The following is a 17701-nucleotide window of genomic DNA, read 5'->3' on the forward strand; positions in this document are numbered from 1 at the left end:
CACAGGTATCTATGTACAAACAAAACTACAGTTTCAGGCTGTTCTTGATCAAGTATTCCCTGAATATAGAGGGGTTTTTGGAGATTTGTATTCGGTTGTTTCTTTGCTTACTCTATTAGAATTCCCTACTTATGAAGACATATCAGCAGTCGATGAAGAAACCGTAGCAAATAGGATTAATGAACTTTGTCCAAGTCGTTCTAAAAAGTGGGCGAATACACAGGCAGAGAAACTTATGGCTGCCTCAGCTCGAAATCCTTTTCAGAGAACTTTATATCAGAGTCACATTTTAAGCCTAGAGATGTATATAAAAATGCTTCTAGAATACCAAAAGCACCTATCCAAATTTGAAGAAGAGATAAATGCTTTGGCAAAAGAAATTGAAGAATATAAGATTATCCAATCCATCCCTGGTATCGGTGAAAAAATCGCTACAACGATTATTTCTGAAATTGGAGAGATTGATCGGTTTAATCATCCTAAAAAACTAGTGGCATTTGCCGGAATTGATCCAAGTATCTTTGAATCAGGTAAATTTAAAGGCTCAGTAAATCGGATTACCAAAAGAGGTTCTGGTAGACTACGGCATGCCTTATATATGGCAGTTCGTTGTGCCATTCGTGATTGTCGCAAGAAGAAAACGACAGATGAAATCATCCCTCGGAACAAGAGATTACGAGAGTTCTATGATAAGAAACGTGAAGAAGGAAAGCCCTGTGCCAATAAGCTTCTACAATGGATTTATGCACTATTACAAAATAACTCAACTTTCCAAGATATAGCTTAGTTCAAAAATATAACTATATAATGAAAAACCTTCCAAAATATAAATTAGGTAGGTTATTTGGCATGCATATTTTTAGTATAGCATGAAATATTTTAAGTTTTCATTGAAAAATGTTGACTAACTATTAGCTGGTTTAGTTCCATAAGTATTGTCATATTTCTAATCTTGAAGAAACTTATTTACATGGTAGTTGCAGAAGAATTATTTAAGTTGGGTTTACTAGAAACCTTAAAACGCACTTTAAAGCAGGAATATTTGTGAATTTATTAAAGGATTGTTTTTCTTTAAGCGACAAAAAAATAATCGCATGAAATCAACGCTCTAAATGAGCTAATTTCATGCGATTACTATTCTAAAAATTCACAAAATGATCTCTCTTATAAATCTAATTTTCTTTCGGCAAGCCACTTAATCATATTTGGGTCAGCGTGTGAGAAGAACTGGCTTTCTCCAATATTTAAGGTCGCAATAGCTGCTTTGTCTTCATCAGTTAAGCTGAAGTCAAAGACATCAATATTTTCTGCCATACGTTCTGGATTTGTCGTTTTTGCTAAGACTACAATTTCTTGCTCCACGAGCCAACGTGAAATGACTTGTGCAACTGACTTATTATATTTCTTACCTATTTCACTAAGAATTTCATTTTGAAAAATCTCATTTTTCCCTTCTGCAAAAGGAGCCCATGCTTCAGGACAAATCCCTTGTGCTTTTAACGCTTCAATAGCTTCTGTTTGTTGGTTGAATGGGTTAATCTCAATTTGGTTGATAGCTGGAGTTACTTCGTTGAACAACGATAAATCCACTGCACGGTCAACCGCAAAATTTGAAATACCAACGGCACGTATTTTCACTTCTTTTTGAAATTCTTCCATCGCATGCCATGCACCATAAATATCATTATAAGGCTGGTGGATAAGTAATAAGTCAACATAGTCTAAGCCAAGACGATTAAGTGAACCTTGAAAAGAATTCATTACGCCATCATATGATACATTTTCAATCCATATCTTGGTTGTAATGAAAAGCTCTTCGCGAGCAACGCCTGAATTTTTAACTCCTAATCCGACTTCCGTTTCATTCATATAAGATTGTGCGGTATCAATATGACGGTAACCAGCTTTGATAGCATTAATCACCGCTTGTTCTGTTTTTTCTCCAGGGATTTGGAATACTCCAAAACCTAAAATTGGAATTTCAACACCATTATTGAGTTGTACAGTTTTCATTCTTTCTGCCTCCGTATTGGTTAATTACATAAGGCTACTATAAACTATGGAGTCAACTCCATAGCAAGAAATTTATTCGCGTTTTTTGAAATGTTTCATCTCCCATAACTTCTCCACCTTATCTTTCGTCAATTCACCACTTTTGAACTTCGCTATATGAACGTCATAGGTGTCAATCTTATATTGTAAGAGGGAATGTACTTCTTTCATTTTCTCAATATTTTTTTCAACTTCCTCCAATTGGTCGACCAATATTTGTTTTTGAGCGTCCTCTACATTTTGGGTTTCACTAAGCCCCGCAAGTGAAGAAAATTCAATCAATGACTCAATGGATAATCCTGCTGAACGAAGACTTTTTGCAAGAAAAATCCAATTCAAATCACCGGTTTTATAATTACGATAACCATTTTTATCACGTGTAACTGGTGGTATCACACCTATTCTTTCATAGTAACGAAGAGTGTCGACTGATAGGTCAAACATCTCTGCAACTTGTTTACTGTTCATAATTTTCCTTCCTAAACTTTTTTAAATTTATCTTACCTCAATTGTAAAAAAAAAGAGAACGTAAGTCTCCGGGCTTTAGCAACGAGCTAAAAAGGGGGTAACTTCTTCAACTAACCTGCCCCGTTTGTTCATCATGAAAATCAACAGCATCCTTTAAAAGAGCCCTTGAAATAAAAATACAAAAATCAATATGATCCCAGTTCATACACAAGAACTTGCCTGTTATATGCAAAAAAACTTATGCAAATTCATCTATGCAAGATATAGTTATATAGTTAAGATGTAAATTAAGTATAATATCGGAAAGTTATCAAGGAATCTACTTTCTTAATCATTTATTTAAGGAGAATATTAATGAGAAATATATGGGCAGAAGATGATGAAGATTATATAGATGAAGAAATTGAATTAGCAAAATTGACTGAAGAAGATATTAAAAAAGCAGAAAAAGAATTCAATGTTAACTTTCCAAAAGAGTATATTGAATTGCTAAAAATTAAAAATGGCGGGTACCTTAAATATCAAGCGTTACCCGTAAATTTTAAAAATTCATGGGCTGATGACCATATACCTTTACATTATCTTTATGGCATAAAAAAAATAAAGGTATTTTCAATTCAAAAGTATTACTTAAAGAATGGGGGATTAAAGAGAAAGCCTTCATTACTATATCCGGTGATGGTCATACCTGGACAGTATTAGATTATAGAAATAATAAAATTGAACCTGAAATTACTTTTATAGATATAGAGGAAAATAAAATTACTGTTATTTTCAAATCATTTAAAGAAATGATTAATAATCTTTTTGAGTATGAAGATGAAGATGATTTTTCAAACACAGTAGCAGATGTAAATACTTCTAAGCTAGCTAAAGAATTATTGAAAAGCACGGATATAAATAAAAAAATTCAAGGATTATATGTTTGGTCATCTAGTTACGAAGATATGGATGAACTTATTTCAATTATTACTAATTTTCTTGAAAGTGAATCTGATATGGCCATTAGATATGCCTGCGCCGAGTTAGTTGTGGGTTTAATTAGAAGTGAATACATTACTGATGAATCAATTATAGACAAAATCAAAGTCCTTATTGATACAGATGAGGAAGAAATAAAATTTTATTATGAATTACTTATGGATTTTTTAAACGAACAATAACTAACTGTTTCCTGTACAAAATAAACTCCTCCAGATTGTAGCTTGATTATTCATGCTTCATTTTTAGTTAATTCTTATGTACAAAATTTACATTTACTCTATCATAACAGATGCCTTATAGACAGCTCCGATCTTCAGCTAACGCACCTGTTAGCATTCCTGTAGATCGTTAAATATCAGGTTTGAAAAAAATAGAGCCCCTCAGTAAGATACGAGTATAGTGTCCAATCTAACTCAAAGTCTTAAGGAGGAAGCCCTACTATGAATTTTAAAATGCAAAACAAACAAAATCAACTGATTGAAAGAATTACGGATCAACATCTAGTTGTTGGTGTGGATATCGCCCAACACGTACACGTGGCCCGTGCTGTAAACTATCGAGGCATTGTGATCGGGAAACCTTTGTCTTTTGAAAATAACGAAGAGGGTTTTACTAGATTACTAAATTGGATCAAGGAACTAAAACACATGAAAAACCTAGACACCACGATAGTCGGAATGGAACCTACCGGTCATTATTGGATAAACCTTTCAAAGTGGCTAGTCAAACAAAACATTGATGTCGTTACGGTCAATCCTTACCATGTCAAAAGAAACAAAGAAAATCGTGATAATACGCAATCCAAAAGTGATAAAAAAGATGCCCTTGTCATCGCTGATATGGTGAAGAATGGCTATTATGCCTTCGTTCGTTCCACTTCAGAATCATTTGAAAAACTTCGTGTCCTTATGGCCAACCGAGATGTGATCGTTAAGCGCCTTGTTAGCTCCATCAACCAGATTAATCGCTGGGTGGATGTTGTCTTTCCCGAGCTCCGGCAAGTGTTTAAAGACGTATCATGTAAAGGGGCAATCGCAACCCTACGCCTCTTTCCTACCCCAGCTGAAATATGTTCCTTACAGCCTCAAGATATCGTAACCGGGTGGAAATCATGTATGAAGCGACATTCCGGGCATAAAAAAGCCCGTTCCCTGATTACATTGGCCAAGCGTTCAATTGGTACGAAACAAGCCCTTGATGCGTATAAACTTCACTTGGAACAGTTATTAGAGGAATATGATCTCGCTTCATCCCAACTCGAAAGAGTGACGCAAGAAGTCACAAACGTCTTGGAACAGATTCCATTCGTTAAGCAAATACTTGCCATTAAAGGAATCAGCGAAATTTCACTGGCGGGCATCTTAGGAGAAGCTGGAGATCTGAGTGGGTTCGCTCACGGGAATGCACTCCTTCGTCATGCAGGATTGCATCTCGCTGAGGCAAGCTCTGGGAAGTGGAAAGGCCAAATTGTTCTTTCCAAACGTGGAAGATCACGCCTGCGGCGTTACCTCTTCCTTGCGACCATGAGTCTGGTGATGAATAACCCTGAGTTTAAAGCCCTACACTCGAACAATGTTAAGGTGAAGAAGATTAAGAAAATGAAATCCATCATGAAACTATGTGGAAAACTCGCCCGTGTCCTAGTAGGGATTGCTCGTAATGGCTCTGTCTATAAACCGGAAATGGTATTCCCTCTTGAACAACTAGCAGCGTAAATTTACATTCACATTGTTTTTACGAAAGTTGGCTTATTCGTAGGATTTCAAAGAAAGCACGAAGTACTGGATATATAGAACAAAAGGGCAATGACCCGTTCCGTTAGCAAAACCAGCCTCCACCCCTTGGATAGGCATGACGAAGGAATGAAAGGGCATATGATTATGACCCGTTGAGACATGGGAGGGAAAGCCTCCAGGGGCAGCGTGGAAAATGCGTGCAGCATATGTAATAATAGGGGATTCTCAATGAATCCCCTATTTCAACCTGCCCTCATCTTATCAAAACGGTCCTATCTCTTTCGTTCATCTAAAGCAACCTATACCATGTGGTTTGAAATCCTGCGAATAAGCGAGTATTCGTGAGCATTATCTATTAAACTGAGGGAGTTCTATAAAGACTTATTGTAGAGTTGACACAAACTGTGCGGTAAAAAAGGGCACCCAAGTATCCCGGCCCTTCATTTCTCTTATTTAGTAGGCGTGAAAGTAAACGTCTCCTTGTATTTTCTGCCCTGAACTTCTTTGCTGTGTGGTTTTCCGTGCCAACTTATTTCAAATTGAAGTTCATTGGATTTAACCGATATAGGGAAATTTGAAAATTCAAAGGCTTGTCCCTTTTTAAATTTCTCATATTGATGGTCGTTTATACTTAATCCGTATTTTGTTTCAGTATTTGGTTCATTCCTGTAAGTATTAAATTCAACTTTATCTAGCTCTTTACCAATATTGGTGATAACAACGTTATATGATTTAAACACATTCTTATTAGTTTTTTTCGTCTCTTTACCCTTTTTTATTTCGATTTTCCATTGATCAGTTTGCTTTATGATAGGAGTTTTAAATAGCTCGTCTGACGCTGCTGCTGCATTTGAAGATACTACAGTGGCTATAAAGCTAAAGATGATTAATGTAGTTATTAATTTTTTCAATATTGTTACCTCCTGTTGTTGTATTAAATCAATTTTATTTAGTTTTCCTAAAAACTAAAAAAAACACAACATTCTTATTTCACAGTTCGAATATGAAATGAAGTAAAGAGCAAGGCCGGCTGGTGGAGATGCATGTGGTGACTAATTTGCCTTGCTCGTAATAATATATTGACCTTAAAGGGATCATGTTACACATCAGATACAAACTGCGACATAAAGGGGAGATGAAAATGTTAATTCGTTCGATAAAGATCATTGATTGCTGGGTTTGGTAAATCTTTAAGTATTTAATAATTACTTATTAGGGATTGCTTAAGAATCAACTTGTCTAGCTTTTCACTATATTTAAGTGTTTCCTGATGATTTAGACCTTTCTTAACACCAGTTTCTATAAGTAATTTTCTTAGGTTCTTTATATTTAATTCTAAATCCCTATACATTTTTATTTCGCACATTTTGAATACTCCTTTTTAGGTAACTAATTTCTATTTTAGGATTATATTACAATTGTGTAATTATTAAAATGTTTTCTCTTGAACTTGTTAATAAATAGGGAAATAGACATGAAATTATCCTGCAATACGTCACAGTTCGAATACACTACGCTTATGCAACTATCCTGCCCCTTTCGTATTATAAGGTCAGCCAGAAAATATTTCTGGTTGACCATTTTTTATATCGATATATGATAACGGTAGCCGGGGTAGAACGTACCTGCCCGTGGGGCTTAAGATCCCGTCAACTAAACAGTTCGCCCCCTACTTGCTTAAACATGATTTGGCTGGTTGGGACCAAGATCTCGTATAACAAGCGAAGCTATGATACTGCAAGAAGGATTAGGGGTTACCGGCAAATATTATGTTTTTGGAGGAGATAAAAAATGAATCCAGTGGTTGGTCTGGATGTAGCTAAAGGTGAAAGTCAGGTTCAAGCATTCTTGGATAAGAAGAAGCCTTATAAAAGAAGTTTTAAAGTAGCACATACCATTGAAGGGCTAGAGAGCTTACACCAATATCTTAGAGAGATAGAAAACTTAGCAGGAATTCGACCTCCGGTCGTTTTAGAGTCTACTGGGCATTATCATACTCCAGTTGTTCAGTATTTCGAGGAAAGAGGTTATTTACTAATTATCATTAACCCACTTGTCTCCTATCGAGCAAAGAGCTCATCTCTACGAAAAGTAAAGACAGATGTGATTGATGCTTACCATCTCTGCGAGCTGTATTATAAAGAAGATTTGGAACCAAATAAAAAACGAGGAATTCAACTCTTAAACCTTCGTAATCTTACAAGACAACACGAAAATGTAACGGGTATATATGTACAAACGAAACTTCAATTTCAAGCAGTTCTTGATCAGGTTTTCCCTGAGTATCATGGGGTTTTTGGGGACTTATATTCAGTTGTCTCTTTACTAACCTTATTAGAATTTCCTACATCTAAAGATGTTTTGGTAGTCGATGAAGAAGCATTAGGTAATAAAATCGATGAATTATGTACAAGTCGTTCAAGAAAGTGGGCAAATACAAAGGCAAAGAAACTTATAGCTGCAGCAGCTAAAAATCCCTTTCAGACAACACTGTATCAAAGTCACATAATGAGCTAAGAAATGTATATCAAAATGCTTATGGAATACCAAAAGCACCTATCAAAGTTGGATGAAGAGATAGGTGCTTTGGCTAAAGAAATTGAAGAATATAAGATAATCCAATCAATCCCTGGTATCGGTGAAAAAATCGCGGCAACGATTATTTCTGAAATTGGTGAGATTGATCGGTTTAATCACCCTAAAAAACTCGTAGCATTTGCAGGAATTGATCCTAGTATCTTTGAATCTGGTAGATTCAAGGGATCCGTAAACAAAATAACCAAAAGAGGTTCGAGTAGATTACGGCATGCCCTATATATGGCTGTTCGATGTGCCATTCGTGATTGTCGCAAAAAGAAAACGACTGATGAAGTCATCCCTCGTAATAAGAGATTACGTGAGTTCTATGATAAGAAACGGAAAGAAGGAAAGCCCTATAAAGTAGCTGTTATAGCATGTGCTAATAAGCTTCTACAATGGATTTATGCACTATTACAAAATAACTCGACTTTCCAAGATCTAACCTAGTTTAAAAGTATAACTAAATAGCACAAAACTTTCCAAATATAGTGCATTGGAAGGTTATTTAGCATGCACAAATTTAGTATAGCATGAAATATTTTAAGTTTTTATTGAAAAATGTTGACTAACTATTAGCTGGTTTAGTTCCTTAAGAAAAAGCTGCCTTAAAGCCTACTCCATTCTTCAGCTAAAGCACCCGGTAGTTTAACAAGACTTCTCTTTTTTTACACATTATTTTCTAACTGTTCACTTCCATATTCCATTATTCTCTATCTGAGGTACAAGAATCCCCCAATTTTACTTAGGGAAATTGTTTTATTAGGATATTTCCTTATCATCGTCGAAAACAATTTCTATTATGGCAAGTAGCAATGCTATAATAATCTCTGTTTTCAAGGAAAGTGTAATACTTTTCATAACCTCATCAACGGCGAACAGTACTAGCAAGTTCGATGTCCCTTCAAAACTGATTCGGATAAAAAATACCTTTATTTTTCCTGTTATATTTCAGACAGACAGTTCGAAAATTGCTTTGAAAAACAATTCGACAATGATGCCTAGAATAAAGAAACTGACAACAAAAACAACCAATGACCGGATAGATTCATATTGAACATCGAGCAATTCAAAAACCCCTACCAGTCCAAAGAAATAAAGCCCCATTACAAAGCCTACTACCAGGATAATGAGAAATGCTATTCCGGCAACTGTTGTCATCTTTTCTTTTATATTCTATATCACGAAATGAATCATTTTTATTTTCTGGCATAGGTCTGTTTCTTCTTCTGTTAGTACTTCATTAACGCCATTTGATTCCACTCACTTTTGTCCTTCCGTTACAACCTTAATAGTCGTTAGAGACCCTGTTAAAAGGGATAGAGATATAAAATAAAAGAAATAATTAAAAATAGAGCAATAGAGATACCTGATTTAATCCAAATTATTTTATTGCTTATTCCAGCTTTTTTTTCTAAGTAATTTATGTAACCGGCTGTAAGTATAAAACCAGCATAGGCAATGATGTATCCTTCAATATCATTCATTACAACTTGATACTTCAAAGCACCTACTCCGACTAGAACTATACCAATAGTTCCAAAAAACATATTTAAATACAAACGATTTTTTTCTTTATCCATTTTTTCTCCCCTAAAATAGTTTAAAAGTTCATTAATTAAAACACCTTCCAATCTTGAACTATATTTCCTGGAAATTCAAGTGAATCCATTGTGAGTTTAATAATGTTAATAACAGCCACCATAAAAGACTTTAACGATAAAAGAGCAACTTGCCACGAATCAAATGGATAATTCTATTTTCCTTCTTCAACTATCCTGCCCCGATAGTTTAAGTACTATCATTCACAATCTCAATAGAGTAGAACCTATTGAGACACATTCAAAGTACCTCTAAATTAGGCTATATAATGTCTCATAAGACTTGTATCAAAATGCTTATCGTTGTAAATGCGCATTTTCCTGACTCTACCCCAATAAGAAAAAAGAGTTGCCCAAGCAACCCATGCTTCAACTAAATTGACATTATTCTTGAGATAAATTTAACCAATTTTTTTCATCAATTGATTTGATTTTATACTTTGAACCAACTATATCTAACATTCTTTGATAAGTTTTAACATCCCAAGAATCATCCACATGTTCATATAAGTCTTTTTGTATAAATTCTTGAGTAATATAGTTTGTAACAGAACTAATGTCAACTAATTCTCCAAAAAACTGTCTTAACATAATCGAATCCTCTTTTTCTAAAGGTTCATCTGATAGGAGATAAATTCTAAATACATTAACAATTCCATTTATATCTTCGTCATCTAAAAAACAAAGTGGCTCTAACTTTTTATCTTCTTCTGTAAAGGGTCCTCTAGTATCTTCAATAATGACATAAGCCAGCATTTTATTGTCTTTAAAGAAACGAAAAACTTCTAAATCTCGTAATCTTAGTTTTCTATCGATTGAAATCATTTTTTTCACCTATCCAAATATTAATTTATGACCTGCCGTAATATCTGTACATATTCTTTAGTCTAAACAAATTACCCTTCTGAAACTATAAAAAACAAACATTTTTTATTCAACTAACCTGCCCCGTTAGTGCCATAAGAAAAGGCTGCCGCAGCAACCCTTGTTATTGAAGTAAAGCACCCGTTAGTTTAAGTACATTTATTCACAAACTCAAATAAATTCACAAATTTAGTTCATTAAAAATCCATTAATTTTATTAATGCCTAACTCCTCCTGAAACAGGTGTAAAGCCACTTATTTTATAAAAGTTTATATTTACCTTTCTCATATGCCACAGTTTTTGAATAAAATACGAAAGTAAAACAAGAATGTCCGGGTTTGGTGAGCATCAATAAGGAGCATCAATAAGATCGTAATATTTTGTAAAAGACTTAATTCCTATGTGACTAGTAATATTACCCTTTTCATTTTCAAACAAAAAGCCATCTTCAAATTCTCCAATATAATTCTCACCTTCATCTTCCATATATTTAATAAATGGCTCGTAGTTGCCTTGTTTTACTATGTATTGATCAGGGTTTTGCCAAACACTCCGCCTACGCCAAGATACCAGGATGGCCACACACCATTCGCGTGTTTTAATTATAAAAGAAAACGCTTACATTATCTATTATTTCTATAATGCAAATTTTGACAAAACCTTCTTTTAATATAAAATGTACAATATGCTTTGAGCACTTCGTATAAAGATCCAGCCACTCTATGCAACCCGCTATATATAAATTTCCAGTTAAAAAGGGCTTTCCATTTGAATTGGAGTTAGATTTAAAAAAAAGAGACTGATTCAAATTTGTCGTTATTCAACGACCTTTTGAATCAGCCTCTTACATATATCTGAGCTCTATTTTTAAAAATGTTTTATCCCTTTAAATTGGTCATCTTCCCCAACTTCAATAGTTTAGAAAGGGCTTCGTTTGATTGTCCCTTGCCTTCCATAGTATCTTCTTCATGATTTAATGGACCTTTAGATGGAACGATTGGTGAGGAAGCTGGTTTACTTTTCTGGGATACCGGCTGCACCATTTGCTGGGCAAGCGCCGTCCCTTCGGGATTCCCTACAATTAAAGAAACGATATTATAAAGAATCCTTTGCCCTTCCTCCGTTTTCAAAAGTGCTAATTGATCATTCGTAAAGGTGTCTAGTGGAAGGTAAATACCTTGTTCTTTATAAGATCCATTCCGAACCTTTAAACCATCTTCAATAAGCGCACTAATAAGTTCATTTCTGCTTTTAAAGCAGTCTACCAACTCATTAAATTCATTAGCCCATTCTATCGAGGTTTTTGGGGTATATTGAATTCCTCGACCTGGAGTGATTTTTCTATTGGACAACGTTACCACCACCTTGTATCACAACTAAAAGAAGATGCTCCTACTCTTATATTACTATGCTTCAATTGATTGCTTTTCAATTTCAGCAATAATATTTTTCAAGAGATATGCCTTACTAGTAAAGAAACTGGCTTGATCGATATTCGGAGGAAATAGACAATCTTCATCTTTGAGTTCCGCTAAGTATTTATAAGCGAAGAGAAGCCCTCCCCCGACGATAATCATTTGCCCAACGTTTGTATCAACAAAATACCGGATGACTTTATCTTTCACTTCTTCGGCATATTCTTTCGTATATTTATCTACAATTTTTGTGATATCTGCTGTTTTGGACTGCCAGGTCGCTTTAAAGACAGGAGAATATTTAGGATTTAAAACCATTTTATTGATTTCCGGCTTGATGAACTTCCTCATAAATTCTTCACGTGTAAACGAAATTTTAGGAGTTTTATTCACCCTTTCAAAACGGGCCCGTATGCTGTCGAATTCCTTTAGTTCCGCTGCTTCTTTCATGATTAAATCAATATATTTATTTGTACCTATCAGATGGTTTGTAGATTTAGTTGAATTTAAACCATTTTCATCATAAAGAGCTAAATCCAATGTTCCAGCTCCTAAATCAGCTATGGCAAACTCATCATGGATTTGTGATGAAAATTCAGTTTCCACCACTTCCCCATCCACTAAATCAAAGGCCAATGCTAAGTAGCTCGTTACGCCTTCCACATTAAGCTGAACATCCGTAATATTAATGGTTATGGTTTTGCCTTTATAAGGCCCTTTTATTGCAGTAATTTCATGCTCACCCATATATAAGTTGATTTTTTCGGAAGACGCCTGTTTGGCCTCTTCTATTGGAAGCCCAAAACTCAATGGAACGTCTACCTTATTGGTCTTACCCGATTTCCAAGCAGCTAAGGCTAATCCCGCTAAAGTTGTTACAACATGGATTTCATTCCCTAATTTATCTCTTGCATCACTGCTGGTTTCTCTTAAATTATTTTTGTCATTTGTTGAAATTTGAGCATATTCCCCTACTGTATAATAAGCATTTGTTCGATTCTTTGGTAAGGCTTTACTTTTAATATGTAAATGAAGAATCATATCATCAGGAAAAGATTTATCTGCGCTTTCATCTGGCATATCTTCAGCAGTCGTTTCCGCGTTTTCTCCGATAATACTCGCGATATTTAATGAAACAACATTTCCTTTTTGGTCGATATACGTAATTTTATTAGAAATGTTCCCACTATCCACTCCTGCAATTAAATAATCCTCTTTAAATAAAAAATCAAGTTTTGTCATGGTCTTCCTCCTTCGGACTAATCTAGTTTAGTCTACTTACTATCCAATATATAGAGAATACCTGTTAAAGTCAATGAAAAACTAGCGCTAAATTGACGTTATCGATATTCCACCGCTAACATAATATCGTTAAATTAGCGATATCTCAACGCTTAACTCACACCTTTATGAACAGTTGTTTTATTTTAACTATATATTTGACGGTAATTTGACGTTATCGTTTTTTTAACTTCTTTTATTACGAGATAATTATCCGTAAGTTACCGCTAAACCGTCCTGCGTTATTGCTACTTATCGCCAAATTAACGTTATCGGTTATTTAACGTTGAAGGTATAAGGAGAAATCACTTCATATAAACAACACTAAACTAGATTAGACTAGTTTAGTGTTGAAATGATTATCCGTAAATTACCGTTAATAATTTCATATTGTTGCTATCTACCGCTAGATTAACGTTATCGGTTATTTACCACAAGAAATGTAGCAGAAACTCACTAAAAATCTAAACTAGATTAGACTAGATTGGTTATTATTGTGCTTTCAGATTAATCTAGTCTAGATTAAAATAGATCGAATTCGTTCATTATTTCTATTAAAGCAAACAAACCTAGTTGATTAGTCTTTATCTAGTAGGTAAACTATAGATACAGATAAATTGACGCTTAGCGATAGGTAGATAAAAATAAGCTATAGTTAAACTAGCGTTAAGAGGAGGGTTATCGTGACTAACAGAGTCCAGGCCAATAAGGATTTCATTACAGAAGCACTTCGTGACGATGCTTTATTCACTTCGTTGGTACTTGATAAGGAATACAGTGCCAAACTATTTAAAGAAGATATACTAGAGTTGGATCCGAATGCCATGTATTCAACCACCGATTGTTCCGATAAGATCTTTAATATCGCTAATTCGACGTTAAGGTATTACGTTAGGATGCTAGAGGGATACTTAGAGATTTATGTAGAAGGTAGAAAGAAGCGATTGCCATTTCTCACTGTTTTTAAAATCCATATGACTTTACTGGCAATTGAGAGGGGAGAAACGATTTCCGATATTCAGGTTAAGTTATCGCTAAAATCGATTCCTCAACAAAATGGCGGAAAAGCAAAAGGGAGTAAATATAATGAGGATACCTTAGATCAATTATTCTCGGAATTTGATAGAAGGCAGAATGTAATGATGAGAACCTTCACACTACAAAACACAATCAATCTAATTGAAGTGGAGTTGCTGAGAAGGAGAACTGGAATAGCTGATAAACAAAGACAAATTGAAGTTATCGAAGAAAAGATTAAAAATCATCGATTAAATCGAAAAATGGATCGACAAGCAGCGAATGTGTTACGAAAAAGTTTGGAGCAAAAGAAAAATACAGGCTTTTTCTCTTTCTTTGCAAAAAAAAATACAGAAGATACTCTGAATTTAGAATCTGAAATACTAGTGGATGAAAGGGATATCAAAGCTGACCATATAGAAGTGGAGCTCATTGATGAAATTAATATAATAAGGCAGAAGATTAGTCAATTTGAAGAAGAATCACTTGCTTTAGAAAAAAGGTTAAAATCTGAAACAGCACTTTTAACCAATGAAAGGGAAGCATTAGAACAAACTATGGAAGATTAATAGTTCTATTCATTTGTTTTTGGTTTAGGGGGTAAGAAGAAAAATTGGATTCTCCCAAACTATTATGTAGTGCGGTTTCTGGAAGATGGACATTTCGTTTTCCAGATTCAAATTAGGAATAAGAGTGTCCTTTTGCATTATGATGATTAAAGATGATTAAAGATAGTCTATAGCTTCTCTATGAGCTCTCTAGGGCTTTATAGCAAGTAAAAGGGTAAAGGTGCCTTGCTCCTAAATTAAATACGTTGAATGCAGTAAAAGGATAAGTTTAGGCCACCGTCTTGGGTGGTCTAATTTTTTTACAAAGCATTCTCTTTTTTGAGGTATTACTTGCAGAATTTTGGATGAAAAGCGATTTAGTGAAAGGTTTTATAGAATGCTGCTCATTAAACTTGCGCTGAATTTTCATGGTGGCCGTTTTTAGCTCGCCCCAACTAATTGGAGGTTTCTTCTGGTGATTGTATAAAATTTAGAATGAATGAACCTCAATCTAAATAATATGGTTGATTAATCTTATCATTAGTTTTCAATATGTAATTTTTGAAAGTCAGATTGTTTTAGAGCGAGTATATTTTCTTAATTTAATATTTAAAATTTTGTTTGAAGTGATTTATTTCGTAAATAAACAAATTTAATAAAAAGGCATATTTAATAAGAGAAAACAGATTTAATAAAAGAAACAGAAGTAATAGGCATTTTTCAATTGTTGGGTATATCCCTTGAAGGACAAGGGTTCTAGTCATTTCTAAGAGTCGTTATAACAGAGTTTCCACTTTCCCACATATAGAGTGTAAAAGAAGTCACATGTACACAGGACTTTTTTTTAACTATTTACATATTCACAGGCTGATATTTTTTATATCCACTAATGCACAAGTCTACATTCGGAAACTATTGGACGTAAAAAAATAGTCTTTCTCAGAAAATCTGCCAGAAACTGTGACAGAAGGGGAGAGTAAAGACTTTTGTTATAAGGGAATACTTCTATATTTTTTTTGAGTATATTCGAATAGCCCTGTGAATGTCCTATTTTTTCACAAGGCTGGTTTATGCTATTAAATTACACCGTGTAGCTCTGGTGCTTGGCCAGTTTTGGTGTATTCTCTGATTTTGGCTCCATGGATTAATTCATAAGGAATCTTTTTTAAGGCCCCAGGAAGATACTTTCTAAAGGCCATTCTGAAAAAGGCGCCAATCGAGTAGAAATGGAAAGAACCTTTTCGTTGTTTTTCTGTATGTATATGAATTCCTATCTGATCCATTGTTTGTAAAAAGAAGTTTTTCATGAATTGATCACGTATGGTGAAGCTTTCATAGTCCTCATCCATAAGATAGTTCAGTTTATTCATTACTTCCTGCTTAAAGGAAATCATGACATCGATCTGGTCTCTTGGTTTAAATTTAATTTGATGTCCATCAAAGAAGTAGGTGAGCTCTTTTGATAGTTTCGCCATGAGTGAGTTGACATTAAATTCATCCGTGTTTTCTTCCACACATTCCGGCTTCAAGGAAAAGGAGGCTTTTTTAATCCATATTTGCTTGCCACGAATCTCTATCCCTGTGAATTCGATGGAAAAAAGAGCTTCTAAAACACTTAAAGTTTTACGAACCCCTTTTGCATTCTTGTTCAGTTGAAGTTTAAGTGTCTTCATTGTCCGTTCTTGTTTTATTTTCTCCATTTCACCTGTCTTGCTGAAAGACAGACCAGTCCGGAACTGGTTAAGTAAGGATAAGAGGAGTTCGATTCCTTCCGGGTTCGAGGTACGTACGAATTCTGCTAAAATATTCGTTTCAAAAAGGGCATGCGGTATGATTAGGTAGTTGAGAGATACACCATTTAGTTCAGGTGTATTATACTTATCAACATCTTTTAACACGATAACAGGTAACCCTTCGTGGATTTCCTCTTTCACAAAATGATGATCTTCTAAGAACTTTTTTCCTCCCCAAAGGGTAGAATAAGAGATTCCAAGTTTCTTTGCCCAGTAAGAAAGATTATATTCCTTAAGCATGCCTCGTTGGTTTTGTTCTACTTGTAATTGGTTTAACATGGTCATATATACGACATAGGCAGAGGCAGGAGGGCGCTCAAATGATTGATCACGAAGAAAATGGAATTCTTTTAAGATGGCGTGATGCATTCTAAAACCATCGATTTTTATTCTGGATTCTTTCATTTTAGGCCCTCCTCTCGTCTATTTTTCTAGTTTGAATTATAGCAGAATGGAAAAACAGGAAATGGTGTCCTTTATTAAGGGATTTTCAAAGTTGCACAACATGTGCTCATCCCTTGGGGGGCAAGGGATTGAAAAAAACTCTAAATATTTTTGTGTGAAAGGAAACGTCAATTTTTCACACGGTTTGTGCATATTGTGAAAGGAAACGTCATGAATTGATAGATAAGCAAAGTAGGACAAACGTTGATATATCAATGTTTTCATAAAATAGTCCATGCATAAATGGGCAAGAATAAAAAAACTTGCACAGAAATGTGTGCAAGTTTGTGTGAGAGCAAACGTCATTTTTCTTCATTTTAGAACAAAAAGAGATAAATTTAGGCACTATTTTGTGTGGGTTCCTAATTTTTACTGAAATTTTGTTGGAGATTTAGGGGTGTAAAAGGTTGGTTGATCAAAATGTTTTAAAAAATCTCAGATCAAAAATAGGGGATTGTGCACATTGTGAAAGGAAACGTCAAACAAGAAAAAGTTGCACAGCTTATTTTGGAAGAGTGAGATATTCAAGAAGGCGTGGAGCTTATGGGATGTTGTTAACGCGAGATAAACCTGCATACCCTTATCATTGTGCACATTGTGAGAGCAAACGTCCAATGAAGGAAAAGTTGCAATCCCATATAATGGTGTGCACATTGTGAAAGGAAACGTCATTCTTTAATCATTAAGAGGGTGTGAGAATCATTGATATATCAACATTCTAATGAAAAATCCATTTATAATCGTACAAAAATCGTAAAACTTGCACAAAAACGTGTGAAAGGAAACGTCATTTTCCTTCTTATTTGAACAGAAGGAGATTACTGTATGCAAGTCTTTTGGTAAAGAACCTACATTTTAAAAGGAGTTTTATACGAAGAGGCTAGTGCATATTGTGAGAGCAAACGTCAAATAAAAGATAA

The 17701-nt window shown here is 34.6% G+C and carries 14 protein-coding genes and 3 pseudogenes; 6 read left to right on the forward strand and 11 right to left on the reverse strand.

The window, feature by feature from the left end:
• Position 1 precedes the first annotated feature (1 nt).
• Positions 2-787 (forward strand): annotated as a pseudogene (locus JFV29_RS11600) (transposase); the annotation flags it as partial.
• Positions 788-1164: 377 nt separating this feature from the next.
• On the opposite strand, the gene JFV29_RS11605 reads toward JFV29_RS11600, so the two are convergent.
• Both JFV29_RS11605 and JFV29_RS11610 read right to left on the reverse strand, forming a co-directional pair.
• A complete protein-coding gene (locus JFV29_RS11605) occupies positions 1165-2013 on the reverse strand; it encodes an aldo/keto reductase (protein ID WP_201183620.1) in 849 nt (282 codons plus the stop codon).
• Positions 2014-2085: 72 nt separating this feature from the next.
• A complete protein-coding gene (locus JFV29_RS11610; protein WP_201183623.1) occupies positions 2086-2520 on the reverse strand; it encodes a MerR family transcriptional regulator in 435 nt (144 codons plus the stop codon).
• A gap of 354 nt (positions 2521-2874) precedes the next feature.
• On the opposite strand from JFV29_RS11610, the gene JFV29_RS11615 reads away from it, so the two are divergent.
• From JFV29_RS11615 to JFV29_RS11625, 3 genes are all read left to right on the forward strand, one after another.
• A complete protein-coding gene (locus JFV29_RS11615; RefSeq protein WP_201183625.1) occupies positions 2875-3222 on the forward strand; it encodes an SMI1/KNR4 family protein in 348 nt (115 codons plus the stop codon).
• Positions 3223-3311: 89 nt separating this feature from the next.
• A complete protein-coding gene (locus JFV29_RS11620) occupies positions 3312-3683 on the forward strand; it encodes a hypothetical protein (protein WP_201183627.1) in 372 nt (123 codons plus the stop codon).
• Between the two features lie 261 nt (positions 3684-3944).
• Entirely contained in the window at positions 3945-5219 is a 1275-nt protein-coding gene (locus tag JFV29_RS11625) for an IS110 family transposase (RefSeq protein WP_201183629.1), read from the forward strand.
• 470 nt (positions 5220-5689) lie between these two features.
• On the opposite strand, the gene JFV29_RS11630 is transcribed toward JFV29_RS11625, so the two are convergent.
• Positions 5690-6151 (reverse strand): hypothetical protein, encoded by a 462-nt coding sequence (locus tag JFV29_RS11630; RefSeq protein WP_201183632.1) that lies wholly within the window; start codon positions 6149-6151, stop codon positions 5690-5692.
• A gap of 287 nt (positions 6152-6438) precedes the next feature.
• Positions 6439-6606: an aspartyl-phosphate phosphatase Spo0E family protein gene (locus JFV29_RS11635; RefSeq protein ID WP_201183635.1), complete on the reverse strand. Its 168-nt coding sequence runs from the start codon at positions 6604-6606 to the stop codon at positions 6439-6441.
• A 425-nt stretch (positions 6607-7031) separates the two neighbouring features.
• Between JFV29_RS11635 and JFV29_RS11640 the strand changes: the two are divergent.
• A pseudogene (locus tag JFV29_RS11640) lies at positions 7032-8267 on the forward strand (IS110 family transposase).
• Positions 8268-8579: 312 nt separating this feature from the next.
• On the opposite strand, the pseudogene JFV29_RS11645 reads toward JFV29_RS11640, so the two are convergent.
• From JFV29_RS11645 to JFV29_RS11670, 6 genes and pseudogenes are all read right to left on the reverse strand, one after another.
• Positions 8580-8978: pseudogene (locus JFV29_RS11645) on the reverse strand (YrvL family regulatory protein).
• A gap of 149 nt (positions 8979-9127) precedes the next feature.
• A complete protein-coding gene (locus JFV29_RS11650) occupies positions 9128-9400 on the reverse strand; it encodes a hypothetical protein (RefSeq protein WP_201183637.1) in 273 nt (90 codons plus the stop codon).
• A 402-nt stretch (positions 9401-9802) separates the two neighbouring features.
• Positions 9803-10243: a terpene synthase gene (locus JFV29_RS11655; protein WP_201183639.1), complete on the reverse strand. Its 441-nt coding sequence runs from the start codon at positions 10241-10243 to the stop codon at positions 9803-9805.
• A gap of 388 nt (positions 10244-10631) precedes the next feature.
• Complete coding sequence (locus JFV29_RS11660) at positions 10632-10769, reverse strand: hypothetical protein (RefSeq protein WP_201183641.1); 138 nt, start codon at positions 10767-10769, stop codon at positions 10632-10634.
• 392 nt (positions 10770-11161) lie between these two features.
• Positions 11162-11635 carry a hypothetical protein gene (locus tag JFV29_RS11665; protein ID WP_201183643.1) on the reverse strand — a complete coding sequence of 158 codons (474 nt, stop codon included), beginning with the start codon at positions 11633-11635 and terminating at the stop codon, positions 11162-11164.
• 54 nt (positions 11636-11689) lie between these two features.
• Positions 11690-12940 (reverse strand): ParM/StbA family protein, encoded by a 1251-nt coding sequence (locus tag JFV29_RS11670; RefSeq protein ID WP_201183645.1) that lies wholly within the window; start codon positions 12938-12940, stop codon positions 11690-11692.
• A gap of 722 nt (positions 12941-13662) precedes the next feature.
• On the opposite strand from JFV29_RS11670, the gene JFV29_RS11675 reads away from it, so the two are divergent.
• A complete protein-coding gene (locus tag JFV29_RS11675; protein WP_201183647.1) occupies positions 13663-14565 on the forward strand; it encodes a hypothetical protein in 903 nt (300 codons plus the stop codon).
• Positions 14566-15620: 1055 nt separating this feature from the next.
• Here JFV29_RS11675 and JFV29_RS11680 read toward each other — a convergent pair.
• A complete protein-coding gene (locus JFV29_RS11680) occupies positions 15621-16742 on the reverse strand; it encodes a hypothetical protein (protein ID WP_201183649.1) in 1122 nt (373 codons plus the stop codon).
• Between the last annotated feature and the right edge of the window lie 959 nt (positions 16743-17701).

Origin of the sequence: Peribacillus sp. TH16, from assembly GCF_016651095.1 — a bacterium.
GTDB lineage: Bacteria > Bacillota > Bacilli > Bacillales > DSM-1321 > Peribacillus > Peribacillus butanolivorans.

Excerpts from the sequence above, each read along its gene's own strand:
- JFV29_RS11605 (WP_201183620.1), bottom strand. The coding sequence starts at position 2,013 with ATGAAAACTGTACAACTCAATAATGGTGTTGAAATTCCAATTTTAGGT.
- JFV29_RS11610 (WP_201183623.1), bottom strand. The coding sequence starts at position 2,520 with ATGAACAGTAAACAAGTTGCAGAGATGTTTGACCTATCAGTCGACACT.
- JFV29_RS11615 (WP_201183625.1), top strand. The coding sequence starts at position 2,875 with ATGAGAAATATATGGGCAGAAGATGATGAAGATTATATAGATGAAGAA.
- JFV29_RS11620 (WP_201183627.1), top strand. The coding sequence starts at position 3,312 with ATGATTAATAATCTTTTTGAGTATGAAGATGAAGATGATTTTTCAAAC.
- JFV29_RS11625 (WP_201183629.1), top strand. The coding sequence starts at position 3,945 with ATGAATTTTAAAATGCAAAACAAACAAAATCAACTGATTGAAAGAATT.
- JFV29_RS11635 (WP_201183635.1), bottom strand. The coding sequence starts at position 6,606 with ATGTGCGAAATAAAAATGTATAGGGATTTAGAATTAAATATAAAGAAC.
- JFV29_RS11650 (WP_201183637.1), bottom strand. The coding sequence starts at position 9,400 with ATGGATAAAGAAAAAAATCGTTTGTATTTAAATATGTTTTTTGGAACT.
- JFV29_RS11655 (WP_201183639.1), bottom strand. The coding sequence starts at position 10,243 with ATGATTTCAATCGATAGAAAACTAAGATTACGAGATTTAGAAGTTTTT.
- JFV29_RS11660 (WP_201183641.1), bottom strand. The coding sequence starts at position 10,769 with ATGGAAGATGAAGGTGAGAATTATATTGGAGAATTTGAAGATGGCTTT.
- JFV29_RS11670 (WP_201183645.1), bottom strand. The coding sequence starts at position 12,940 with ATGACAAAACTTGATTTTTTATTTAAAGAGGATTATTTAATTGCAGGA.
- JFV29_RS11680 (WP_201183649.1), bottom strand. The coding sequence starts at position 16,742 with ATGAAAGAATCCAGAATAAAAATCGATGGTTTTAGAATGCATCACGCC.